Origin of the sequence: Brenneria uluponensis (genome assembly GCF_032395385.1) — a bacterium.
GTDB lineage: Bacteria > Pseudomonadota > Gammaproteobacteria > Enterobacterales > Enterobacteriaceae > Prodigiosinella > Prodigiosinella aquatilis.
The window spans coordinates 4,662,402-4,687,144 of record NZ_CP135917.1 but is presented as its reverse complement, the minus strand read 5'-3'; the positions used below and the strand labels follow the sequence as shown (position 1 = coordinate 4,687,144).

18 protein-coding genes, 1 tRNA gene, 3 rRNA genes and 2 pseudogenes are annotated in these 24,743 nt (G+C 50.3%); 15 read left to right on the top strand and 9 right to left on the bottom strand.

Going from position 1 to position 24,743, the window contains the following annotated elements; genetic code table 11:
• The first annotated feature begins 79 nt into the window (after window positions 1–79).
• The 6 genes from nudC to RS889_RS21830 all read left to right on the top strand — a co-directional run bounded on the left by nudC (window position 80) and on the right by RS889_RS21830 (window position 4,559).
• Window positions 80–853, top strand: a complete 774-nt coding sequence (nudC, locus tag RS889_RS21855; RefSeq protein ID WP_021014064.1) for an NAD(+) diphosphatase — start codon at window positions 80–82, stop codon at window positions 851–853.
• Between the two features lie 106 nt (window positions 854–959).
• Window positions 960–2,030, top strand: a complete 1,071-nt coding sequence (hemE, locus tag RS889_RS21850) for a uroporphyrinogen decarboxylase (RefSeq protein ID WP_315708690.1) — start codon at window positions 960–962, stop codon at window positions 2,028–2,030.
• The gene (nfi, locus tag RS889_RS21845) at window positions 2,027–2,695 is read left to right on the top strand and encodes a deoxyribonuclease V (protein WP_037380496.1); all 669 of its coding nucleotides are present in this window, start codon (window positions 2,027–2,029) and stop codon (window positions 2,693–2,695) included. The genes hemE and nfi overlap by 4 nt, the downstream gene beginning before the upstream one ends.
• Window positions 2,696–2,793: 98 nt before the next feature.
• Window positions 2,794–3,384: a YjaG family protein gene (locus RS889_RS21840; RefSeq protein WP_021014067.1), complete on the top strand. Its 591-nt coding sequence runs from the start codon at window positions 2,794–2,796 to the stop codon at window positions 3,382–3,384.
• A gap of 184 nt (window positions 3,385–3,568) precedes the next feature.
• Window positions 3,569–3,841, top strand: a complete 273-nt coding sequence (gene hupA / locus RS889_RS21835) for a nucleoid-associated protein HU-alpha (RefSeq protein WP_021014068.1) — start codon at window positions 3,569–3,571, stop codon at window positions 3,839–3,841.
• A 4-nt stretch (window positions 3,842–3,845) separates the two neighbouring features.
• Window positions 3,846–4,559: a DUF1481 domain-containing protein gene (locus tag RS889_RS21830; protein WP_315708689.1), complete on the top strand. Its 714-nt coding sequence runs from the start codon at window positions 3,846–3,848 to the stop codon at window positions 4,557–4,559.
• Between the two features lie 133 nt (window positions 4,560–4,692).
• On the opposite strand, the gene purD is transcribed toward RS889_RS21830, so the two are convergent.
• On the bottom strand, window positions 4,693–5,979 hold the full coding sequence (gene purD, locus RS889_RS21825; RefSeq protein WP_315708688.1) for a phosphoribosylamine--glycine ligase: 1,287 nt from the start codon (window positions 5,977–5,979) through the stop codon (window positions 4,693–4,695).
• Window positions 5,980–5,994: 15 nt separating this feature from the next.
• On the bottom strand, window positions 5,995–7,584 hold the full coding sequence (gene purH, locus RS889_RS21820) for a bifunctional phosphoribosylaminoimidazolecarboxamide formyltransferase/IMP cyclohydrolase (RefSeq protein ID WP_315708687.1): 1,590 nt from the start codon (window positions 7,582–7,584) through the stop codon (window positions 5,995–5,997).
• Between the two features lie 602 nt (window positions 7,585–8,186).
• Here purH and RS889_RS21815 point away from each other — a divergent pair.
• From RS889_RS21815 to RS889_RS21780, 8 genes and pseudogenes are all read left to right on the top strand, one after another.
• Window positions 8,187–9,729 (top strand): 16S ribosomal RNA (locus RS889_RS21815).
• 81 nt (window positions 9,730–9,810) lie between these two features.
• Window positions 9,811–9,886, top strand: a tRNA-Glu gene (locus RS889_RS21810).
• Window positions 9,887–10,225: 339 nt separating this feature from the next.
• Window positions 10,226–13,316 (top strand): 23S ribosomal RNA (locus RS889_RS21805).
• A 108-nt stretch (window positions 13,317–13,424) separates the two neighbouring features.
• Window positions 13,425–13,540, top strand: a 5S ribosomal RNA gene (gene rrf / locus RS889_RS21800).
• Together the 16S, 23S and 5S rRNA genes with 1 tRNA gene alongside form the textbook arrangement of a ribosomal RNA operon.
• Window positions 13,541–13,666: 126 nt before the next feature.
• Window positions 13,667–14,164 (top strand): annotated as a pseudogene (locus RS889_RS21795) (ROK family protein); the annotation flags it as partial.
• Window positions 14,165–14,293: 129 nt separating this feature from the next.
• Window positions 14,294–15,466: an IS21 family transposase gene (gene istA / locus RS889_RS21790; RefSeq protein WP_315707433.1), complete on the top strand. Its 1,173-nt coding sequence runs from the start codon at window positions 14,294–14,296 to the stop codon at window positions 15,464–15,466.
• The gene (gene istB, locus RS889_RS21785) at window positions 15,466–16,263 is read left to right on the top strand and encodes an IS21-like element helper ATPase IstB (RefSeq protein ID WP_315708686.1); all 798 of its coding nucleotides are present in this window, start codon (window positions 15,466–15,468) and stop codon (window positions 16,261–16,263) included. Before istA ends, istB begins: the two co-directional genes overlap by 1 nt.
• Window positions 16,264–16,326: 63 nt before the next feature.
• Window positions 16,327–16,464: pseudogene (locus RS889_RS21780) on the top strand (sugar kinase); the annotation flags it as partial.
• 58 nt (window positions 16,465–16,522) lie between these two features.
• Here RS889_RS21780 and RS889_RS21775 read toward each other — a convergent pair.
• From RS889_RS21775 to RS889_RS21745, 7 genes are all read right to left on the bottom strand, one after another.
• Window positions 16,523–17,284, bottom strand: a complete 762-nt coding sequence (locus tag RS889_RS21775; protein WP_315708685.1) for an amino acid ABC transporter ATP-binding protein — start codon at window positions 17,282–17,284, stop codon at window positions 16,523–16,525.
• A gap of 8 nt (window positions 17,285–17,292) precedes the next feature.
• On the bottom strand, window positions 17,293–18,381 hold the full coding sequence (locus RS889_RS21770) for an amino acid ABC transporter permease (RefSeq protein WP_315708684.1): 1,089 nt from the start codon (window positions 18,379–18,381) through the stop codon (window positions 17,293–17,295).
• Window positions 18,382–18,394: 13 nt separating this feature from the next.
• Entirely contained in the window at window positions 18,395–19,573 is a 1,179-nt protein-coding gene (locus RS889_RS21765) for an amino acid ABC transporter permease (protein WP_021014076.1), read from the bottom strand.
• A 75-nt stretch (window positions 19,574–19,648) separates the two neighbouring features.
• Window positions 19,649–20,674: an amino acid ABC transporter substrate-binding protein gene (locus RS889_RS21760; protein ID WP_315711159.1), complete on the bottom strand. Its 1,026-nt coding sequence runs from the start codon at window positions 20,672–20,674 to the stop codon at window positions 19,649–19,651.
• A 299-nt stretch (window positions 20,675–20,973) separates the two neighbouring features.
• On the bottom strand, window positions 20,974–21,669 hold the full coding sequence (locus tag RS889_RS21755; protein ID WP_315708683.1) for a CTP synthase C-terminal region-related (seleno)protein: 696 nt from the start codon (window positions 21,667–21,669) through the stop codon (window positions 20,974–20,976).
• 145 nt (window positions 21,670–21,814) lie between these two features.
• Entirely contained in the window at window positions 21,815–22,480 is a 666-nt protein-coding gene (locus tag RS889_RS21750) for an amino acid ABC transporter permease (RefSeq protein WP_021014079.1), read from the bottom strand.
• Between the two features lie 26 nt (window positions 22,481–22,506).
• The gene (locus RS889_RS21745) at window positions 22,507–23,277 is read right to left on the bottom strand and encodes an amino acid ABC transporter substrate-binding protein (protein WP_021014080.1); all 771 of its coding nucleotides are present in this window, start codon (window positions 23,275–23,277) and stop codon (window positions 22,507–22,509) included.
• Window positions 23,278–23,567: 290 nt separating this feature from the next.
• On the opposite strand from RS889_RS21745, the gene RS889_RS21740 reads away from it, so the two are divergent.
• Window positions 23,568–24,713: an endonuclease/exonuclease/phosphatase family protein gene (locus RS889_RS21740; RefSeq protein WP_021014081.1), complete on the top strand. Its 1,146-nt coding sequence runs from the start codon at window positions 23,568–23,570 to the stop codon at window positions 24,711–24,713.
• The last annotated feature ends 30 nt before the right edge of the window (window positions 24,714–24,743 follow it).

Below are 24,743 nucleotides of genomic sequence, written 5' to 3'. Positions count from 1 at the left end.
TGATGACTGTTAGCAGTGTAATTATCCATTAAACATAGCTGTAAAATGTCAATCTGGTAATGAGTGAGGCATTAAAAGTATGGAACTGATACTAAAAGGTGATGAAAGCGGCTGGTGGGTCGTCAGCCATGGTAATCAGATCTGGTTACCACAGGGCGAATTGCCGCAGGGAACCGCCGCGCAATGGGATTTGCAGAATTTTCGCGCCCGCCAGATCGGCGAGTGGCAGGGCGTGCTGGTATGGCTAGTATCACGTTCTATGACGGACAGCATGGGATCAGTGCGTCAGTTGCTGAGTCAGGATGCCGGTCTGTTCCATCTGGCGGGACGGGGTGTACAGTTGGCTGAGTTCTATCGTTCGCATCGCTTTTGTGGCTACTGCGGACATGAAATGCACACCAGTACTACAGAGCTGGCCTGCCTGTGTTCACACTGTAAGGAACGTTATTACCCACAGATTGCTCCTTGTGTGATCGTGGCCATCCAGCATCAGGATAAAATTCTGCTGGCCCAGCATTTGCGCCATCGCGGCAATATGTATACCACGTTGGCGGGTTTTGTAGAGGTGGGTGAAACGCTGGAGCAGGCAGTTGCGCGAGAAGTCATGGAAGAGAGTCATGTCCATGTCAAAAATCTGCGCTATGTATGCTCTCAGCCTTGGCCGTTCCCTCATTCATTGATGATGGCCTTCATGGCGGAATATGCGGGGGGAGAGCTGCAAGCAGACCCTTCAGAACTGCGGGATGCAGCCTGGTTCCGTTATGATCGGTTGCCGGAATTACCGCCACCGGGTACGGTGGCTCGTCGTCTGATTGAAGATACCGTAGTGCTGTGCCGCGAGGCTGACGATTGAACAGGTTCGTAACACCTGGTGGCGCTGAATTTCGTGGTCACACGGTTTGGTTGTAGATGGTTGCCAATAATAACGATGCCAGTGAGTTGATACTAAAGGAAAAAATATGACTGATCTGAAAAACGATCGCTATTTGCGTGCGCTGTTACGTCAGCCAGTGGATGTGACCCCAGTATGGATGATGCGTCAGGCAGGTCGTTATCTGCCGGAATATCGTGCTATACGGGAACAGGCCGGAGATTTTATGTCACTGTGCAAGGATGCCGATCTGGCTTGTGAGGTGACGCTGCAACCGCTGCGTCGTTATAATCTGGATGCGGCCATTCTATTTTCGGATATTCTCACGGTTCCCGATGCCATGGGACTGGGGCTCTATTTTGAAACCGGTGAAGGGCCGAGATTTACTTCGCCAATCACTTGTCATGCGGATGTGGAAAAATTGCCGGTACCGGATCCTGAACTGGAACTGGGCTACGTGATGAATGCGGTACGTACTATCCGTAAAAATCTGGCGGGTGCCGTGCCGCTGATTGGTTTTTCCGGTAGCCCGTGGACGCTGGCAACCTACATGGTAGAAGGCGGTAGCAGTAAGGTTTTCACCGTTATTAAGAAAATGATGTTTACCTCACCGGATACATTGCATCTGTTACTGGATAAGCTGGCGGATAGCGTCACATTGTATCTGAATGCCCAGATTAAGGCCGGTGCGCAGGCTGTGATGATTTTTGATACCTGGGGTGGCGCGCTGAGTTGTGCAGATTACCGCGAGTTTTCCTTGCATTATATGCATAAAATTGTTGATGGATTGCTGCGTGAACATGAGGGACGACGAGTACCGGTCACTCTGTTTACCAAAGGCGGCGGTCAATGGCTGGAAGCCATGGCCGGTACTGGTTGTGACGCGCTGGGACTGGATTGGACCACCGATATTGCCGAGGCCCGACATCGGGTGGGAAATCGTGTCGCTCTGCAAGGGAATATGGATCCTTCCATGCTGTATGCCTCTCCGTCCAGGATCGAGCAGGAAGTGGCGACAATACTGAATGGATTCGGCTCCGGTAGTGGCCATGTATTCAATCTGGGACACGGTATTCATCAGGATGTGCCGCCTGAAAATCCAGGCATTTTTGTTGATGCGGTGCATCGGTTATCGGCTCCCTATCATCGGATGGCATGATGGATATTCAGGCACTGCGCGAAGAGCAACTCGACAAGGCATCACAGGTCATTTGCCGTGATAATTTACCGTTTGAGCAACCTGCTTATATCGCTGGTGCTGATGTAGGATTCGAGCAGCAAGGCGCGGTGACACGAGCGGCGATTGTGATACTTGAATATCCGTCGCTGATGCTGGTGGAATATCAGATTGCCCGTATCCCTACGATCATGCCTTACATCCCCGGCTTCCTTTCTTTCCGCGAATATCCAGCGCTGCTGGCCGCGTGGGAAAAATTGCAACATCGACCTGATTTACTGTTTGTGGATGGTCACGGTATTTCCCATCCCCGTCGTTTTGGTGTGGCCAGCCACTTTGGCCTGCTGGTAAATATACCTACCATTGGCGTGGCGAAGCGCCGGCTATGCGGCCAGTTTTCTCCGCTGGAAGAACCCGTGGGCAGCCAGCAGCCGCTGTTTGATCATGGTGAACAGATCGGGTGGGTGTGGAGAAGCAAGGTACGTTGTAATCCGCTGTTTGTTTCCACTGGACATCGCGTCAGTATCAATACCGCGTTAGCATGGGTAACGCGCTGTGTTCGTGGCTACCGTTTACCTGAGCCGACCCGCTGGGCGGATGCCGTGGCATCAAATCGGAAGACCTTCCAGCGCTGGCAGCAGCAGTGATGATGAATAATACTGATAAACGCACTTTAGGAATTCAGGAATAGGGCATTGGCCTGATTTCAGGTACACTCCCGCCCATAATTTATGTGAGATGACCGATGTTACGTAACCCTATTCATTTGCGTTTGGAAAAACTGGAAAGTTGGCAACATGTCACTTTTATGGCATGCCTTTGTGAGCGGATGTACCCTAATTATCATGAATTTTGCCAGCAAACCGGCTTCGGTGATGCTCAGGTCTACCGGCGTATCCTCGACCTGGTCTGGGAAACGCTGGTGGTCAAGGATGTCAAAGTCAACTTTGATAATCAGTTGGAAAAACTTGAAGATGCGGTCCCGTCTGCTGAAAATTATGATATTTACGGCGTTTACCCCGCGATTGATGCCTGTATTGCTTTGGGAGAACTTGTTCACTCCCGTTTAAGCGGTGAAACACTGGAACATACCATTGCTATCAGTGAAACTTCCATTCGTACTGTGGCCATGCTGGAAATGACGCAGGCGGGTCGGGAAATGACAGATGAAGAACTGAAAATTCTGCCCGCTATTGAACAGGAATGGGACATTCAATGGGAGATTTTTCGTTTGTTGGCAGCCTGCGAAGAGCGTGATATAGAATTGATAAAAGGGCTGCGCGCAGACTTGCGTGAGGACGGTAGCAGTAATATTGGGATAAATTTATACCAATAACACGGTAAAACGTGATTTAAGGCCTGAAATGGCCTGTGAGACTTCACATCCGCACCCTGTCTGGTCTACATTTGGGGAGCGTAAAAAAAGTGGCTGTCGGTGCGTGTATGCAGGAGATCGCTGTTATGGCATTTCCGGCGCACTCGATGCTTAGCAAGTGATAAACACACTGTAAGGATAACTTATGAATAAGACTCAACTGATTGATGTAATTGCTGATAAAGCTGACCTTTCTAAGGCTCACGCCAAAGCAGCGTTGGAAGCGACTCTGGCGGCGATTACTGAGTCTCTGAAAGAAGGTGATGCAGTACAATTAGTCGGTTTTGGTACTTTCAAAGTCAATCATCGTAATGAGCGCACTGGCCGCAATCCGCAAACGGGTAAAGAAATCAAAATTGCTGCTGCCAATGTGCCTGCTTTTGTATCCGGTAAAGCATTGAAAGACGCTGTAAAATAACGGTATGTTGGGAAAAGGTTTAAACAGAGGGGCGAATATGCCCCTTTTGTTTTTCTTTCGCAGCATCTGTATTGGGGTGGGCGTCATGCTGATGACCGCCTGCAGTTCCCATTCGCCTCCATCAGACTTCTATGCGGGAGGATATCTTGCTGATCGCGGTGTCGTGCGTTTATGGCGTAAAGATGATGTTCAGCAACATGTCACGACGCTGATGACGGTTTATAGTCCGCATCAGGGCCAGAATACGCAAATTACCCATTACCGGTTCCAGCAGGGTACCGTGCGCGAAATCCAACAAAGTAAATCTGGACCGCCAAAAGAAGAGACCCGTTTGCGTTTTGATGCCAATGGCACCGTCAGCTATATGCAACGTCAATTTCCTGAACACCGAGAGTCTGTGTCTGAGGATGAAATAGCGCTGTATCAGTTTGATGCCAAACGTATGCTGGAGTTAAGTGATGCATTGCGGGTAGGTAATATACAGCTCAAACAGGGCATATGGCAGAATAATCAAGTAATGACCTGCAATGGACAACTGGTACGCCCGGATCTGGATCGCTCATCTTTGTCGTGGATTGCCCAACGCCGTCAGCACTCGACCGGTGTGCTCAGTATTGCCTGGCTGGAGTCCCCTGAAGGTTCGCAGTTGTTGTTAGTGGTGAACACCGATTTTTGCCGTTGGGAACCTACTGCCAAAACCATAGACATGTGGGAGTGACATACGTTATTTATCTCCAAGCCGGAGATAGTGACATCCCTGGCAAAATTAATGTGATGTAAATTTGGCGGAGATGGGAAGCTCGCGAGGTGGGGTGGAGAGGTGAGCCCAGAGGGCCCACCTGGAAGATAAATCAGGCTTTTTCGCGGTCGATAGCGCGATAACCGATATCTTGACGGCAGAAACAGCCATCCCAATGAATATCTTTCGCCAGCTCGTAGGCTCGTTGCTGTGCAGCTGCCACGCTATTACCCAGAGCAGTAACGCATAAGACTCGACCACCATTGGTTACCACATTTTTACCGTTTAACACGGTACCCGCATGAAAGACTTTCCCATCCGCTACTTCCTGAGAGGGGAGGCCGTTAATCACGTCACCGGTGCGGTAATCCGCTGGATAACCTCCCGCTGCCAGTACCACCCCTAAAGATGGACGTTCGTCCCAATCAGAGCTTGTTTTATCTAACTTGCCTTCACAGGCGGCCAGGCATAATGCGACCAAATCAGAACGCAGGCGTAACATGATTGGCTGGGTTTCCGGATCGCCAAAACGACAGTTAAATTCAATTACCTTTGGTTGACCATCGGCGGAGATCATCAAACCGGCATACAGAAAACCGGTATACACATTTCCTTCGGCGGCCATACCACGCACGGTTGGCCAAATCACCTGTTCCATGACGCGCTGGTGAATTTCATCCGTGACCACCGGTGCTGGAGAGTAAGCGCCCATGCCCCCGGTATTGGGGCCAGTATCTTTATCACCAACTCGCTTATGATCTTGACTGGTCGCCATCGGTAGCACATGTTCGCCATCTACCATAACGATAAAGCTGGCTTCTTCACCGTCCAGAAACTCTTCTACCACGATACGGTGACCTGCATCACCAAACGCATTGCCTGCCAACATGTCGGTTACAGCATTTTCCGCATCTTCCAGCGTCATGGCGACAATAACACCTTTACCCGCGGCCAAACCATCTGCTTTGATTACGATAGGCGCACCCCGTTGGCGGATATACTCCAGTGCTGGCTGAACTTCGGTAAAGTTTTGATACTCCGCTGTCGGAATATGATGGCGTGCCAGAAAATCTTTGGTGAATGCCTTGGATCCCTCCAGTTGTGCAGCTGCCTGCGTCGGTCCGAAGATTTTCAATCCCGCAGCACGGAAAGCATCCACTATGCCAATCACCAATGGTGCTTCTGGACCAACGATGGTCAGGCCGATAGCGTTTTGCTGGGCGAAAGACACCAATGCGGGAATATCCGTCGCGGCAATACTGATGTTCTCCAGTGTTGGTTCCAGCGCGGTACCGGCGTTACCCGGAGCCACATAGACTTTGTCAGACAGCGATGACTGAGCGGCTTTCCAGGCCAGCGCGTGCTCACGCCCACCATTGCCAATAATTAAAATATTCATGGTTATAATCCCGGATTAATGACGGAAGTGGCGCATATCGGTAAACAGCATAGCAATTCCGTGCTCGTTGGCAGATGCAATGACTTCATCATCACGAATAGAGCCCCCGGGCTGAATTACACAAGAGATACCCACTGCGGCAGCGGCATCAATACCGTCGCGGAACGGGAAAAATGCATCGGATGCCATCACGGAACCTTTGACTTCCAGTCCTTCGTCACTGGCTTTGATGCCAGCGATCTTGGCGGAGTAAACACGGCTCATCTGGCCAGCGCCAATACCGATGGTCATATTGTCGCGGGCATAGACAATCGCATTGGATTTGACAAATTTGGCGACTTTCCAGCAGAACAACGCATCACGCAGTTCAGCATCGGTTGGCTGACGTTTGGTTACTACGCGTAGTTGCGACGCATCCACCATCCCCAGATCACGATCTTGCACCAGCAGGCCGCCATTAACGCGTTTGAAATCCAGACTGGATACCTTCTGCTGCCATTGCCCGCAGGTCAGAACACGGACGTTCTGCTTCGCGGCGGTTACCTGCAACGCTTCTTCACTGGCAGAAGGTGCAATGATCACTTCCACGAACTGGCGGCTGATAATGGCTTTAGCGGTGTCGGCATCCAACTCACGGTTGAACGCAATAATGCCGCCAAAGGCTGAGGTTGGGTCGGTTTTATAGGCGCGTTCGTAAGCATCCAAAATGGAAGTACTGATGGCGACGCCACAAGGGTTGGCATGTTTGACGATAACACAGGCAGGTTCGTCGAATTCTTTCACGCATTCTAGCGCTGCATCGGTATCTGCAATATTGTTGTAGGAGAGTGCTTTGCCCTGTAGCTGTTGAGCGGTGGCCACAGAGGCTTCGGAGATTTTCTCTTCTATATAGAACGCTGCTTGTTGGTGGCTGTTTTCACCATAGCGCATATCCTGCTTTTTGATGAAGTTCAGATTCAGTGTTCTGGGGAAATGGCCAGACGGCTGAGTGGTATCACCATGGTAAGCCGGTACCATGCTGCCAAAATAGTTAGCGATCATACTGTCGTACGCAGCGGTATGTTCAAAGGCTTTAATCGCCAAATCAAAACGGGTTTTATAGGTCAGGGAACCCTGATTGGCATCCATTTCCTGAATAATGGTGTTGTAATCGCTGCTTTTAACCACAATGACCACGTCGTTATGGTTCTTGGCGGCGGAGCGCACCATCGTTGGGCCACCGATATCAATATTTTCCACGGCATCTTCCAGTGAGCAATTTTCCCTGGCAACTGTCTGGGCAAACGGATAAAGGTTTACCACTACCATGTCGATCGGCTTGATACCGTGTTGTTCCATAATTCCATCATCCTGACCGCGTCGACCCAAAATGCCGCCGTGTACCTTGGGATGCAGTGTTTTGACCCGTCCATCCATCATTTCCGGGAATCCGGTGTAATCCGATACTTCGGTGACAGGCAGACCTGCGTTGGCCAGCAAATGTGCGGTACCACCAGTAGAGAGTAGCTCAATACCTCGTTGTGAGAGTGCCTGAGCAAATTCGACGATGCCGGCTTTGTCTGAAACACTGAGCAGAGCGCGGTGGATAGGACGACGTTGTTGCATGATGGTTTGATCCCTTGGCTTAGGTTCGTAATGTAAAGAGCGCCACGTGAATATTGCGTATGTAGAAAGCAAAAATGGGGGCTTCTAGATAAATATTCAGGTAACGCTCGATATTGGGCACCTATTTTATCAGGGGACGAATTGTAGCGAAAACGTTTGCGTGACGCTCGTCAAATTTCAGTTCTGGAAAGTATTGTGGATAACTCTGTGCGAAAAAGGGTATAAAACGGCATTTTGCTGTGGAATGCAGCAAACGATCATTTTTGTGATAAATACCTATTGCGGCCTGTCAGGAAGTCCCTATAATGCGCCTCCACTGACCCGGCGCTGGTGAACAACACAACGCAGAGTCAGGCCGGGAAAAACGAATTATTCGTTGACTCTGCAAGAGGATAGCGTAGTATACGCGACCTCACGTCAGCGGCAGTGCCGCGACGAACGCTCTTTAACAATATAATCAGACAATCTGTGTGGGCACTCACAGGACCCTATCGTAATCAATACGAAAAGACTTGAAGAGTGACTGACAGTAAATTCATTACGAATAAACAGTTATAAATTCTTTGAGCATCGCTTCTTCGGAAGCATATCAAACAAATCTTAAATTGAAGAGTTTGATCATGGCTCAGATTGAACGCTGGCGGCAGGCCTAACACATGCAAGTCGAGCGGCAGCGGGGGGAAGCTTGCTTCCCCGCCGGCGAGCGGCGGACGGGTGAGTAATGTCTGGGGATCTGCCTGATGGAGGGGGATAACTACTGGAAACGGTAGCTAATACCGCATGACGTCGCAAGACCAAAGTGGGGGACCTTCGGGCCTCACGCCATTGGATGAACCCAGATGGGATTAGCTGGTAGGTGAGGTAATGGCTCACCTAGGCGACGATCTCTAGCTGGTCTGAGAGGATGACCAGCCACACTGGAACTGAGACACGGTCCAGACTCCTACGGGAGGCAGCAGTGGGGAATATTGCACAATGGGGGAAACCCTGATGCAGCCATGCCGCGTGTATGAAGAAGGCCTTCGGGTTGTAAAGTACTTTCAGCGGGGAGGAAGGGGAGCGCTTTAATAGAGTGTTTCATTGACGTTACCCGCAGAAGAAGCACCGGCTAACTCCGTGCCAGCAGCCGCGGTAATACGGAGGGTGCAAGCGTTAATCGGAATGACTGGGCGTAAAGCGCACGCAGGCGGTCTGTTAAGTTGGATGTGAAATCCCCGGGCTTAACCTGGGAACTGCATTCAAAACTGACAGACTAGAGTCTCGTAGAGGGGGGTAGAATTCCAGGTGTAGCGGTGAAATGCGTAGAGATCTGGAGGAATACCGGTGGCGAAGGCGGCCCCCTGGACGAAGACTGACGCTCAGGTGCGAAAGCGTGGGGAGCAAACAGGATTAGATACCCTGGTAGTCCACGCTGTAAACGATGTCGACTTGAAGGTTGTGGCCTTGAGCCGTGGCTTTCGGAGCTAACGCGTTAAGTCGACCGCCTGGGGAGTACGGCCGCAAGGTTAAAACTCAAATGAATTGACGGGGGCCCGCACAAGCGGTGGAGCATGTGGTTTAATTCGATGCAACGCGAAGAACCTTACCTACTCTTGACATCCTCAGAAGAGACTGGAGACAGACTTGTGCCTTCGGGAACTGAGAGACAGGTGCTGCATGGCTGTCGTCAGCTCGTGTTGTGAAATGTTGGGTTAAGTCCCGCAACGAGCGCAACCCTTATCCTTTGTTGCCAGCGCGTAATGGCGGGAACTCAAGGGAGACTGCCGGTGATAAACCGGAGGAAGGTGGGGATGACGTCAAGTCATCATGGCCCTTACGAGTAGGGCTACACACGTGCTACAATGGCGCATACAAAGAGAAGCGAACTCGCGAGGGCAAGCGGACCTCATAAAGTGCGTCGTAGTCCGGATTGGAGTCTGCAACTCGACTCCATGAAGTCGGAATCGCTAGTAATCGTAGATCAGAATGCTACGGTGAATACGTTCCCGGGCCTTGTACACACCGCCCGTCACACCATGGGAGTGGGTTGCAAAAGAAGTAGGTAGCTTAACCTTCGGGAGGGCGCTTACCACTTTGTGATTCATGACTGGGGTGAAGTCGTAACAAGGTAACCGTAGGGGAACCTGCGGTTGGATCACCTCCTTACCAAAGATAGCCGTTGTGTGAAGTGCTCACACAGATTGTCTGATGAAAACAGAGCGCGCGTCAGCGAAGCCGACATGATGTGTCCCCTTCGTCTAGAGGCCTAGGACACCGCCCTTTCACGGCGGTAACAGGGGTTCGAATCCCCTAGGGGACGCCAAAAATGACAGTGGGTGAAAGGCACGGTCGACGATAACCTAAAGCTGATTAGCGATAGTCAGGTTTATGTTATTTGCTCTTTAACAATCTGGAACAAGCTGAAAATTGAAACGATACAGCGAAACCTGCCTTGATGGCGGGAGTTGGCTGTATCAGAGTCTCTCAAATAATCGCATCCCGGATATTCCGAATCGATGAATGAGCGAGCCCGATGAAGACAAGGCGTACCGCACGGAGGAAGCGCAGTGGACGTGATGTCCATGAGCATACCGAGTACGGCACAACGCAGTATTCATGAGGCGCAGCCATTCAGAAAAGAAGAAACACCTTCGGGTTGTGAGGTTAAGCGACTAAGCGTACACGGTGGATGCCTAGGCAGTCAGAGGCGATGAAGGGCGTGCTAATCTGCGAAAAGCGTCGGCAAGGTGATATGAACCGTTATACCCGACGATACCCGAATGGGGAAACCCAGTGTGTTTCGACACACTATCATGTCATGAATCCATAGTGACATGAGGCGAACCGGGGGAACTGAAACATCTCAGTACCCCGAGGAAAAGAAATCAACCGAGATTCCCCCAGTAGCGGCGAGCGAACGGGGAAGAGCCCAGAACCAGAATCAGTTTGTGCATCAGTGGAAGCGTCTGGAAAGTCGCACGGTACAGGGTGATAGTCCCGTACACAAAGATGCGCTTGCTGTGAGTTCGACGAGTAGGGCGGGACACGAGATATCCTGTCTGAAGATGGGGGGACCATCCTCCAAGGCTAAATACTCCTGACTGACCGATAGTGAACCAGTACCGTGAGGGAAAGGCGAAAAGAACCCCGGCGAGGGGAGTGAAACAGAACCTGAAACCGTGTACGTACAAGCAGTGGGAGCCCCACCACCAAAGCATTCTCTGGTGATGAAGGCACCGCAACAGCAGCATCGCGGTGGCGGCGCGTCTTTTGCGACGCCCAACACACAAGACAAGCGGTGAGTGCTTTGGGGTGGGGTGACTGCGTACCTTTTGTATAATGGGTCAGCGACTTATATTTTGTAGCAAGGTTAACCGAATAGGGGAGCCGCAGGGAAACCGAGTCTTAACTGGGCGTCAAGTTGCAAGGTATAGACCCGAAACCCGGTGATCTAGCCATGGGCAGGTTGAAGGTTGGGTAACACTAACTGGAGGACCGAACCGACTAATGTTGAAAAATTAGCGGATGACTTGTGGCTGGGGGTGAAAGGCCAATCAAACCGGGAGATAGCTGGTTCTCCCCGAAAGCTATTTAGGTAGCGCCTCGTGAAGTCATCTTCGGGGGTAGAGCACTGTTTCGACTAGGGGGCCATCCCGGCTTACCAACTCGATGCAAACTACGAATACCGAAGAATGTTATCACGGGAGACACACGGCGGGTGCTAACGTCCGTCGTGAAGAGGGAAACAACCCAGACCGCCAGCTAAGGTCCCAAAGTCATGGTTAAGTGGGAAACGATGTGGGAAGGCCCAGACAGCCAGGATGTTGGCTTAGAAGCAGCCATCATTTAAAGAAAGCGTAATAGCTCACTGGTCGAGTCGGCCTGCGCGGAAGATGTAACGGGGCTAAACCATGCACCGAAGCTGCGGCAGCGGACATATCACTTAAGACAATTATGCGAAAACCGATTGACGGAGCGCCGCGACGTCAAAGCGTTCATTACGTCGAGTTGACTTAAGGATATGTCCGTTGGGTAGGGGAGCGTTCTGTAAGCCGTTGAAGGTGGTCTGTGAGGATTGCTGGAGGTATCAGAAGTGCGAATGCTGACATAAGTAACGATAATGCGGGTGAAAAACCCGCACGCCGGAAGACCAAGGGTTCCTGTCCAACGTTAATCGGGGCAGGGTGAGTCGACCCCTAAGGCGAGGCCGAAAGGCGTAGTCGATGGGAAACAGGTTAATATTCCTGTACTGGGTGTTACTGCGAAGGGGGGACGGAGAAGGCTATGTTGGCCGGGCGACGGTTGTCCCGGTTTAAGCGTGTAGGTGGGTGCTCCAGGCAAATCCGGAGCGCTGTCAACGCCGAGGCGTGATGACGAGGCACTACGGTGTCGAAGTGACAAATGCCACGCTTCCAGGAAAAGCCCCTAAGCTCCAGGTAACATCGAATCGTACCCCAAACCGACACAGGTGGTCAGGTAGAGAATACTCAGGCGCTTGAGAGAACTCGGGTGAAGGAACTAGGCAAAATGGTGCCGTAACTTCGGGAGAAGGCACGCTGTGCGAGGTGAAGTCCCTTGCGGATGGAGCGTTGCGCAGTCGCAGATACCAGCTGGCTGCAACTGTTTACTAAAAACACAGCACTGTGCAAACACGAAAGTGGACGTATACGGTGTGACGCCTGCCCGGTGCCGGAAGGTTAATTGATGGGGTAAGCCGCAAGGCGAAGCTCTTGATCGAAGCCCCGGTAAACGGCGGCCGTAACTATAACGGTCCTAAGGTAGCGAAATTCCTTGTCGGGTAAGTTCCGACCTGCACGAATGGCGTAATGATGGCCAGGCTGTCTCCACCCGAGACTCAGTGAAATTGAACTCGCTGTGAAGATGCAGTGTACCCGCGGCAAGACGGAAAGACCCCGTGAACCTTTACTATAGCTTGACACTGAACCTTGAGCCTTGATGTGTAGGATAGGTGGGAGGCTTTGAAGCGTGGACGCCAGTCTGCGTGGAGCCAACCTTGAAATACCACCCTTTAATGTTTGATGTTCTAACGTGGGCCCGTGAACCGGGTTGCGGACAGTGTCTGGTGGGTAGTTTGACTGGGGCGGTCTCCTCCCAAAGAGTAACGGAGGAGTACGAAGGTTAGCTAATCCTGGTCGGACATCAGGAGGTTAGTGCAAAGGCATAAGCTAGCTTGACTGCGAGAGTGACGGCTCGAGCAGGTGCGAAAGCAGGTCTTAGTGATCCGGTGGTTCTGAATGGAAGGGCCATCGCTCAACGGATAAAAGGTACTCCGGGGATAACAGGCTGATACCGCCCAAGAGTTCATATCGACGGCGGTGTTTGGCACCTCGATGTCGGCTCATCACATCCTGGGGCTGAAGTAGGTCCCAAGGGTATGGCTGTTCGCCATTTAAAGTGGTACGCGAGCTGGGTTTAGAACGTCGTGAGACAGTTCGGTCCCTATCTGCCGTGGGCGTTGGAAGATTGAGGGGGGTTGCTCCTAGTACGAGAGGACCGGAGTGAACGCACCACTGGTGTACGGGTTGTGATGCCAATTGCATTGCCCGGTAGCTACGTGCGGAAGAGATAACCGCTGAAAGCATCTAAGCGGGAAACTTGCCCCGAGATGAGTCTTCCCTGGGCCTTAGAGGCCCCTGAAGGGACGTTTAAGACGAAGACGTTGATAGGCTGGGTGTGTAAGCGCAGCGATGCGTTGAGCTGACCAGTACTAATGACCCGAGAGGCTTAACCTTACAACACCGAAGGTGTTTTGGAAGAGAGACGACATATTTTCAGTGATGTTCCGAGATTGGTTCTGATGGTTGCGCGGAAGTGTGACGGTCGGGATGAAACAGAATTTGCCTGGCGGCGATAGCGCGGTGGTCCCACCTGACCCCATGCCGAACTCAGCAGTGAAACGCCGTAGCGCCGATGGTAGTGTGGGGTCTCCCCATGTGAGAGTAGGGAACTGCCAGGCATTCAACAAGACGAAGCCCTCTGTGAAAGCAGAGGGCTTTTTCATTATCGGCTTAAACCATCTCCCAGGAGGTGGTTTTTTGCATTGTGGGTGATAGCCTGTTGCAATTTGTCATTCAATGATCACACCTTATCGGGGGACCAGGTAGCGGAATTGTCGGCGGCTACTGGTTTACCGATCACTCTGGAGAATGACGCCACAGTGGCGGCTATCGGCGAGCGTTTTCACAGCGTGGCCAAAAAGTTGGATTCCTTTATTTATCTTTATATCGGAACCGGGCTGGGTGCCGGCATTTTTACCGACGGCCATATTTATACTGGTCATGCCCACAATGCTGGCGAGATCGGCCATATGGTGGTGCAGCCGTCTGGTCGCGCCTGCGCCTGTGGTAATCATGGTTGCCTGGAGCGCTATCTTTCGTTGCAGTCGGCCTGAGAAGCCTGTGGACTCGATCCGATGACCGCCATGCCTGGAGATCTGCTGGGGGTGGACGAGAGCGGTTTCGACCGCTGGATTGAGTCGGCATTGCCTGCCGCCGGTCAGGGAATCAATATCATTGAATGTATCTTTGACGCGGAAGCGGTGATTATCGGTGGCCAGATGCCGCAATCGCTGGTGAAAAAAAATTGTCGACCGGTTACATTCGTTATTGTGTTAGCGCCAGTGATATAAGACGGTAATTCACCATTAGTATTGTCCGCTCCACCCTACATGTTGTTTCCTTTAGGTTCTCACACCAGAAAGGACATCAACATGCTGAGCAGAGAGGACTTTTACATGATAAAGCAAATGCGCCAGCAGGGTGCGTACATTGTCGATATTGCGACTCAGGTGGGTTGCTCTGAACGAACTGTCAGACGCTACCTCAAATACCCTGAACCGCCAGCCAGAAAGACTCGCCACAAAATGGTTAAGCTGAAACCGTTTATGGACTACATTGACATGCGCCTGGCCGAGAATGTCTGGAATAGCGAGGTCATCCTCGCGGAAATTAAGGCAATGGGCTATACCGGCGGGCGTTCCATGCTGCGTTACTACATCCAGCCCAAACGTAAAATGCGCCCATCAAAAAGAACGGTTCGCTTCGAAACCCAGCCGGGATATCAGCTCCAGCACGACTGGGGCGAAGTCGAGCTGGAGGTTGCCGGGCTACGGTGTAAAGTTAACTTCGCGGTTAATACGCTGGGGTTCTCCCGACGCTTCCATGTCTTCGCCGCGCCAAAGCAGGATGCTGAACACACCTATGAGTCGCTGGTTCGCGCCTTCCGCTACTTCGATGGCAGTGTGAAAACTGTGCTGGTTGATAACCAGAAGGCAGCGGTGCTGAAAAATAACAACGGAAAAGTGGTGTTCAACTCCGGGTTCCTCTTGCTGGCCGATCACTATGACTTCCTGCCACGGGCCTGCCGCCCACGCAGGGCCAGAACCAAAGGAAAAGTAGAGCGGATGGTGAAGTATCTCAAGGAGAACTTCTTCGTCCGGTACCGCACGTTCGACAGCTTCGCTCATGTTAACCAGCAACTGGAGCAGTGGATGGCGGATGTTGCTGATAAACGGGAGCTTCGCCAGTTCAAAGAAACACCGGAACAGCGCTTCGCGCTGGAACAGGAGCATCTGCAGCCGTTGCCGGATACAGACTTCGATACCAGCTACTTCGACATCCGCCATGTGTCCTGGGACAGTTATATCGAGGTTGGCGGCAATCGTTACAGTGTTCCTGAAACCTTGTGTGGACAGCCGGTCTCAATACGGATCTCACTGGATGATGAGTTGCGGATCTACAGCAATGAGCAACAGGTGGCGTCACACCGACTCTGTTCAGCATCGTCTGGCTGGCAGACTGTGCCGGAACACCACGCCCCGCTCTGGCAGCAGGTCAGCATGGTAGAACATCGCCCACTGAGTGCTTATGAGGAGTTGCTGTGATGCATGAACTTGAAGCGCTGCTGAGTCGCCTGAAAATGGAGCACCTGAGCTATCACGTTGAAAGCCTGCTGGAGCAGGCGGCTAAAAAAGAGCTGAACTACCGGGAGTTCCTGTGCATGGCGCTGCAGCAGGAGTGGAACGGCAGACATCAGCGCGGCATGGAGTCCCGACTGAAGCAGGCGCGTCTGCCATGGGTCAAAACGCTGGAGCAGTTCGACTTCACCTTCCAGCCGGGCATCGATCGTAAGGTTGTCCGGGAGCTGGCCGGTCTGGCGTTCGTGGAGCGCTGCGAGAATGTGATCCTGCTGGGTCCTCCAGGTGTCGGGAAAACCCATCTGGCCGTTGCTCTCGGCGTGAAAGCGGCGGATGCAGGGCATCGGGTACTGTTCATGCCACTGGACAGACTGATCGCGACGCTGATGAAAGCGAAACTGGAAAACCGTCTGGAGCGTCAGTTACAGCAACTGAGTTATGCCCGGGTGCTGATCCTGGACGAAATAGGCTATCTGCCGATGACCAGAGAGGAAGCCAGCCTGTTCTTCCGGTTGCTGAACAGACGATATGAAAAAGCGAGCATCATCCTGACGTCAAATAAAGGCTTCGCAGACTGGGGAGAGATGTTCGGAGATAACGTGCTGGCTACGGCGATCCTGGATCGGCTGCTGCATCACTCAACCACGCTGAATATCAAAGGAGAAAGCTATAGGTTGAAGGAAAAACGTAAAGCTGGGGTGCTGACCAAAAACGCCACGCCAATCAGTGACGATGAAATGGCGGAAAGCGGACAGCATCAGTAAAGAAAGCATCTAGCGGGCATGAAAATGGCAAATAACGGTCAAAGATCGTGGCGTTGACAATTGCGCTCGGTGCGTAGTAAATATCGCGACGACCAGCGGCTCAGGATCGGGATGACCGGTACCGGTACTGTAGCGTTGGGCGCGGCAGCCTTGCCGATATTCGATGAATTCAATCCTCAATATGAGGTTCTGCTGAAATAATGTTCGACAATCGAACCGGCAGGCATGAGTGATGACATAGCCGGCCGGTTCGGGTAGTTTAATGAAGTATCTGTGACAGGAACGTTTGGGTCCGTTCTGAGCGTGGGTTAGAGAAGAAAATATCCGGCGGCGCCTGTTCGACAATCTCACCTTGATCCATAAAGATAACGCGATTGGCAACTGTGCGAGCAAAGCCCATTTCATGCGTTACACACAACATGGTCATGCCATCTTCTGCCAGACCGAGCATGGTATCCAATACCTCTTTCACCATTTCTGGATCCAGTGCAGAAGTGGGTTCATCAAATAGCATGATTTTAGGTTTCATACACAATGAACGGGCGATCGCTACGCGCTGCTGTTGGCCACCCGAAAGCTGTCCTGGAAATTTATGGGCATGTGCTGCAATGTGAACTCGTTCCAGATAATGCATTGCCAGTTCTTCCGCCTCCTTTTTTGGCATATGGCGTACCCAGCATGGGGCTAATGTACAGTTTTGTAATACGCTCAGGTGGGGGAACAGGTTGAAATGCTGGAACACCATGCCGACTTCTGTTCTGATTTTTTCGACATTACGGCTGTCGCCGTTCAACTCAATGCCATCAACAACGATGCGACCCTGTTGATGATCTTCCAGATGGTTGATGCAGCGTATTGTCGTTGATTTTCCAGAGCCGGATGGCCCACACAGAACGATACGCTCGCCCTGTTTTACCCGCAGGCTAATATCTTTCAGTACGTGGAATTGCCCATACCACTTATTCACATTTTCCAGTGCGATCATGCAATCGGAAAACGATGTTAAAGAATCCTGGTTCATGGATGACCTCAATGAGACGAGTGTTCGGTATTAAAACGTTTTTCTAAATATTGGCTATAACGCGACATACTGAAACAGAAGATCCAATAGATCATGGCAGCAAAGACATAGCCCTCCGTTGACATCCCTAGCCAGGCTGGATCGACCGTCGCCTGTTGGATACTGCTGAACAAATCAAACAGCCCGATGATGATGACCAGACTGGTATCTTTGAACAATGAAATAATGGTATTCACCAGACTGGGAATAACCATTTTCAGTGCTTGTGGCAGAATAACCAGCCCTTGCATACGCCAGTAGCCCAGAGCCAAAGATTGTGCCGCTTCGTATTGGCCTTTGGGGAGTGCCTGCAAGCCACCGCGAACCACTTCTGCTACATAGGCTGACTGGAACAGAATGACACCAACCAGCGCACGTAATAGTTTGTCTATGCTGGTGCCTTCTGTTAAGAACAATGGCAGCATGACTGATGACATGAACAGGACGGTAATTAACGGCACACCGCGCCAGAACTCAATGAAGACAACACAGAGTATCCGTATCACTGGCATTTGGGAACGGCGTCCCAATGCCAGAAGTATTCCCAGTGGTAAAGCACCAGCAATCCCTATGGCAGCGATAATTATTGTCAGTGTAAGCCCACCCCACTGACGGGTTTCAACGAGAGGCAGGCCACCGACTCCACCGTGTAACAGCCACCATGCCAGCACGGGATAAATGACGCACCAGCAAGCGATATAGCGTCCACGACGGGGCAGATTACTCCAGAACATTGGCAGAATACTGATCAGTGCGAGTGTCAGTGCGAAATTGATGCGCCAGATCTCTTTTGTCGGATACAACCCATACATGAAGTGACCAAACCGGGCATGAATAAACACCCAGCAGGCCCCGTCTCGGGTACAGTCGGAACGTGATGTCCCAACCCAGTTGGCATTGAAGATCGTCCAGTTCAGCAGCGGTGGAATCAGTTGCCATAGCAGCCACAGACAAAACAGTGTCAGCAGGCTGTTGGTCACGTTGGAAAACAGATTGCGCCGGCTCCAGGCGATAGCACTGTGGATAGGTGTTGGATTGGATGGTGTGTTCGTAATCATAATCACCCTATTCCTAGCGCTCAATTAAGGCGATTTTCTGGTTGTAGATATTCATCAGTAACGAAATCAGCAGGCTGATAATCAGGTATACCGACATCGTCATGGCAATGGTTTCAATTGCTTGTCCAGTCTGGTTAAGTACGGTACCAGCAAACAGAGACACCATGTCTGGATAGCCAATTGCTGCGGCTAATGAGGAGTTTTTCACCACATTCAGATATTGGCTGGTTAGTGGTGGAATGATGACGCGTAATGCCTGGGGAAGAATGACTTTACGCAATGTAACTGGTTTGGGAATACCCAGTGACAGCGCGGCTTCATGCTGCCCATGAGAGACAGACTGAATACCGGAACGAATAATCTCGGCAATAAATGATGAGGTATATACCGAAAGCGCCAGTGCCAGTGCGGCCAGTTCTGGAATCAGTACTATTCCTCCCCGATAGTTAAAGCCTTTTAATGCCGGGAAATCCCAGTGGATCGCATGACCAAAAGCCAGATGAGACAAACCCAGCAGGATGAACAATACAACCAGTGGGATAGGCCAGGTTCTGCGATGTTGCCCTGTCAGCGCGTGATAGCGGTTGTTATAGCGGCTTATGACAATAGTCAGTACCAACACGATAATAAGCGCCAAGGCTGCCGGTAATGCGCCGGGACCAGGGCCGGGGGCTGGAATATACAGACCACGGTTGCTCAGAAAAAATGCGTCCATAGCACTGAATGCCTGACGCGGCCCTGGCAGATTGCGTAGTACCGCAAAATACCAAAAGAAAATCTGCAACAGCGGTGGAATATTACGGAACGTCTCGATGTAGATAGTGGAGAGTTTACGCAGCAGCCAGTTGTCAGAAAGACGGGATAACCCTACTACGAATCCCAGTAGCGATGCGAAAATGATACAGATGACAGATACCAATAAGGTGTTGAGCAGGCCGATAAAAAATACGCGGCCATAGGTATCGCCTTCCTGATAATCAATCAGATGCTGGATAATGCCAAAACCGGCGTTGTCATGCAGAAAAGCAAAACCTGATCTAATACCACTCCGGTCCAGATTGGTAACGGCATTATGCAGCAAGTAGATCACTATAAACAAAATGGCAATAACAATAATGATTTGGTACAACCAGGCGCGCACCGCTGGATTAGTTAGTGAAATATCACCTTTCACAGTTGGGCGTTGCAGCATGTCGGAGCCTCAGTAACGATAAAACAGAGGTACGGCTGGCTATGCAGCCGTACCTGGTTTTTTTAGCAGGAAGGATTAACGAACTGGCGGAGCATACTGAATGCCACCTTGGTTCCACAATCTGTTCAGGCCACGTTTGATTTTCAGAGGACTGCCCTGGCCTACGTTACGTTCGAATACTTCACCGTAGTTGCCCACTTGTTTAACGATGTTATACGCCCAGTTTTTCGGGAGTTTCAGATCTTTACCGAAGTCGCCTTCTGCACCCAGCAGGTGCGCCATATCTGGGGTAGTCGGCTTAGCGGCCAATTGGTCGACATTCTTGGACGTTATGCCCATTTCTTCTGCGTCTAGCATGGCAAATAGTGTCCAGCGTACGATGGAGAACCAGTCATCATCGCCACGGCGAACGACCGGTCCCAGAGGCTCTTTGGAGATAACCTCTGGCAGTACAACATATTCTGCTGGTTTGCTCAGCTTGATACGCAAGGCATACAACTGTGACTGGTCGGAAGCAAGTGTGTCGCAACGGCCGGACTCCAGCGCTTTAGCACTCTCGTCAGAACGATCAAACGTCACTGGCGTATACTTCATGTGGTGCTCTTTGAAGTAATCCGCCACGTTTAACTCGGTGTCAGTGCCCGCCTGAATACAAACAGTGGCACCATCCAGCTCCGTAGCGCTTTTCAGGTCGGCTTTGCTATGGGTAAGGAAACCGATACCGTCATAGTAGTTAACACCAGCAAACAGGAAACCCATTCCACCGTCACGGGATGAGGTCCAGGTGGTATTACGGGAAAGGATATCTACTTCACCGGATTGTAGCGCAGTGAAGCGTTCTTTTGCTGTCAGAGGTGTGTATTTGACCTTGGTGGCATCACCGAAAATAGCGGCAGCAACACCCCGGCAGATATCAACATCAATACCGGTATATTTGCCTTTGGCATCGGCATACGAAAAACCGGGAAGTCCATCACTTATGCCACACTGTACGAACCCCTTTTTATGAATCGCATCCAGCGTTGCGCCAGCATGTGCCTGATTGATGAAGGCAAACAGTGAAGCACTGGCAACCAGTGTAGACATAATCACTTTTTTCATAATCATCGTATGAGCCTAGTTAATAGTTATGTGTTGTTGTGTTTTTTGGCGCAGTTTTACTTCGCCTACCCTGTCTGTCGGCTCTATGTTCTATAGACATTGTGCCGTCATCACTAGGAAAGCAAAAATAATGCCAAGTCGTTATTATTATTTCATGGGTGGGGGAATTAAATCGTATCAGCACTCGGAAGACATAAATAATAGGTATGGAGGGATAAATCAAAGGTATGGAATGCACCAAAACAGAACATTGTTATATAAATGCCCCGCTCTGGTGCTATAACGATAAATGTTGATTTTTAGTGTACCAATGCTGCCTCAACGAGGGCGATTGCTACAGGCGGTGCTATCCCTTTTAGTGCGGCACGTTCCGGCTGGAACAAGGTACCCACAAAGAATGGATGATCGGATAACTCAATGGCGCGGATATCGCCTTCGTTATCTATGCCGGAAACGTTCAGGGTAGCCATCTGAAATTCGGCACGAAAGTCTTCGTTAATACCATAACGACAACGGTAGCCTTCTGTAATATCGATTACCCCATAAGCTCTGCCGATGAGTGACTCGGGATCGAGATGGATATCACCCTGTTTTTCAACCAGTTCGCATTGTAATGGTGTGATCACCAGGCGGCCTTCCTGTGTTACCTCAGCATTATTGGCATCCTGCCATTGGAGCACATTACGTGCATATTCCAGCAGGGCATATTGGCAGCCGCCACAGGTGCCAAGGAAGGGCATCTGCGATTCCCGAGCAAAGCGGATCGCGGCGAGGATATTGTCATCGTTACGATATGGGCTGGCAGGAATACACCATACCGCATCAAATCGCTTTAACAGCGTAGTAGATGAGAGGGTTTCACTGCTTAGCCATTGATATTTGACCGTGAGGTTGAGATGGCGTGCGGCCAGTTCGAGTGCTGATGGGATAGCTCGATGGGCGGCGACAGCCACATTATAGTCACCTATCAGCGCGATTTTAATCGTGTGTTTCATAACAATCTCCGGCTGGTAAAAAAGAATGCTACAGCAAGAAAATCGGTTTGTCGCGATGAGATGTGTTGAACAGAATGGTTGAAGATAATGGTAATAACATCCCCATGAATGGGGATGTCAGAGACGCCGGTTATCACCAAACAACTCAGTGGACGATATGACGTTGATAATGTTTTTCAAGCCGCACCTGTAACTGGCTTAAAACGGTACTGAACATCAGATAAATCAGTGCCGCTTCGATATACAGAATCAGTGGCTCATAGGTAACTGAGACAATCCGTTGTGCGGACAGAAACATTTCGGGCACGGTGATGACGGCCGCGAGGGACGTGTCCTTAATCAAGGAGATAAAGGTATTGGACAGCGGCGGTAGCGAGACAAACACCGATTGTGGAAATATCACCCAACGAACCGCCTGTGAACCACTCATCCCTAATGAATACGCTGCATTCCACTGGCCTTTTGGTACTGACAATATTGCCCCGCGCACAATTTCTGAACTATAGGCACCTACACTAAGGCTAAATCCAATCAACGCTGCCGGAAAAGCATCCAGCGTGATACCGGCACTCGGTAATCCATAGAAGATCAGGAATAGCTGTACTAACAATGGTGTACCACGGATCACCCATACGTAGAAATCACCTATTAACTTCAGTGGCTTAGGGCCATACAACCGGACTAGGGCGAGAGTGATTCCCAGCGCTAATCCGAAAATGAAAGAGAAAATAGCAAGAGGGACAGTAAATTTAAGTCCGGCAGACAGCAAACTCCAAAAGGAGTTTGCCATGAGTTGTAGCCATGATGGCATCTAAAATAGCTCCAATATCAATGCAATTACCTGGAAATGTCTTGCCCGAAGTATCGCACAGAAATCATCTTATAAGTGCCGTCAGCTTTAATTTCATCTAGTGCCTTGTTCAGCGCTTTTACTAATTGCGGCTGGTTTTTACGTACCAAAATTGCCGATGGATCGCCCGTTTCTGCGGTGGCAACCACTTTGACATTGGCATCCGGTTTATGTTTTTTGAAGTCCAGGAATGACAGATTATCATTCAGAGTTGCGTCTGCACGGCCAGTGAGTACCAGCTCCAGTGACTGGTTAAAACCATCGGTCGGGACAATGTTTGCGCCGTAACTGCTGGCCAGCTTGGAGTAGTTACTGGTCAGGCTTTGGGCTGATTTGTGGCCTTTCAGATCAGAGAAGGTCTTGATACTGGTATTGTCACCACGGACAATCAATACGGATTTGGCGTCAATATAAGGTTTGGAGAAATCAAATTTTGCCTGGCGTTCTTTCGTGATCCCGACCTCATTGATGACCGCATCGTAGCGTTTGGCATTCACCCCAGCAATCAAGCCATCCCAACGTCCTTCAATAAATTCTGCTTTGACACCCAGTTTTTTAGCTACCGCGCGACCAATGTCTACATCAAATCCAACCAGTTTTCCTGACTGATCATGATAGGTATAAGGTGCGTAAGTACCTTCGGTACCAAATTTGATTACGCCAGCCGCCTTGATGGCACTGAGATCATCCTGAGCTTGAGCCAGAAAACTAGTGGCAAATAACGCACTGGTCAGTAACGCAAAGCTTATTTTTTTCATGTTAATTCCTACAAAAATGGCATCTGCTGTTGTTAGCTGGAAAGACTACGAATCTATGTGATGTGGTGTGGTTTTACCAATCATATAAAGCAATGGTTTATATCAACAATGAATATAGTGTTCACCCCCTTTTTTACCATGGTATCAAGTTGGCTTATCAATAAGGCGAACTACACTTGTAACATTAGTACATCATGATGTCGGTAACACGCCACCTCGTGGTAACAACTCTGCTTTTATAACAGCATCTCGTCATTGCCTTGGTTGCTAATTAACAGGAGAGGGAAACGATGAAGCTTAGAATTGCCAGTTATAACGTTGAGAACCTGTTCCACCGTACTCTCATCCTGAATTTGCCTGATTCACAAAAAATTAATGAATTACTGGATAAAGTTCGCCAGCTCCAGATGCTGTTGGACAATGCCACCTATGACGATACCCTGAAAGATAGTGTTTTTAACCTGACGGTTGTTCTTCAACCTTATATTGATATCCGTAAGGATGCTGGCTCACTAGGGGGATGGAAGAAAAACGCGGGTAAAACCGGATTCAGGATTAACAAAAGCTGCCGTGGGCGTGGTGATTGGATCGGCGAAATAACCTTTAAATCACAAAATTTTAGTGATCAACAGCGGAAAAATACCGGGAAAGTCATTGCGACACTCAATGCTGATATCCTTTGTGCCGTTGAAGTGGAAAATATGGGAGTGCTGAAGAATTTCAATAGTCAGATTCTTGGCAAACAAAAGTTTAACCAGTTTGTGATGATTGATAGCCCGAATGATCCTCGCGGTATTGATGTCGCCTGTCTGACTCGCCATCATATTATTCAATTGCGTACTCATGTCTTTGATGCCGGCAAGCAGTTTGATCCGGTGTTCAGCCGCGACTGTCTGGAAGTCATGATTGATATCGGGCTTAAACAGCCGATATCGGTGCTGTGTAATCATTTTAAAAGCCAGAATGGGCGAACGGAAGAAGAACGGAAGAGATCAGCAGAGAAACGCCGTGATCAGGCGGCAAAAGTTGTTGAAATACTCACACAGACCTATGACTTGAAACAAGACTACGTTGCTGTCATGGGGGATCTTAATGAAGATTCTTCCAACTCCTGGAAAAGCCTGGAAGCATTATTTAGTCTGCCAGATTTACATCCGGTCATTGATCCTGCATGGCCAGAGTCAGAACGTTATACCTATTATTATGCCGGGGGCAAAAAAGGGGAGAGACTCAATCAGCTTGATTACATTTTTTTGTCCACGCCATTGTATCAGGCCATGACTACCTGGGGCGTAGAGCGTCGTGGTATTTATGACATCGACAAGATTGCAGCACAAGAAGGAGCAGAACCCGTTGAACCGTTTCCTGAGGTGACATCCTGGGATACAGGTGCTTCGGACCATGCTGCGTTATGGGTGGATGTGGATATTGACTGACAAGGAGATGGCCTTGTTCAGCTTGGTCGG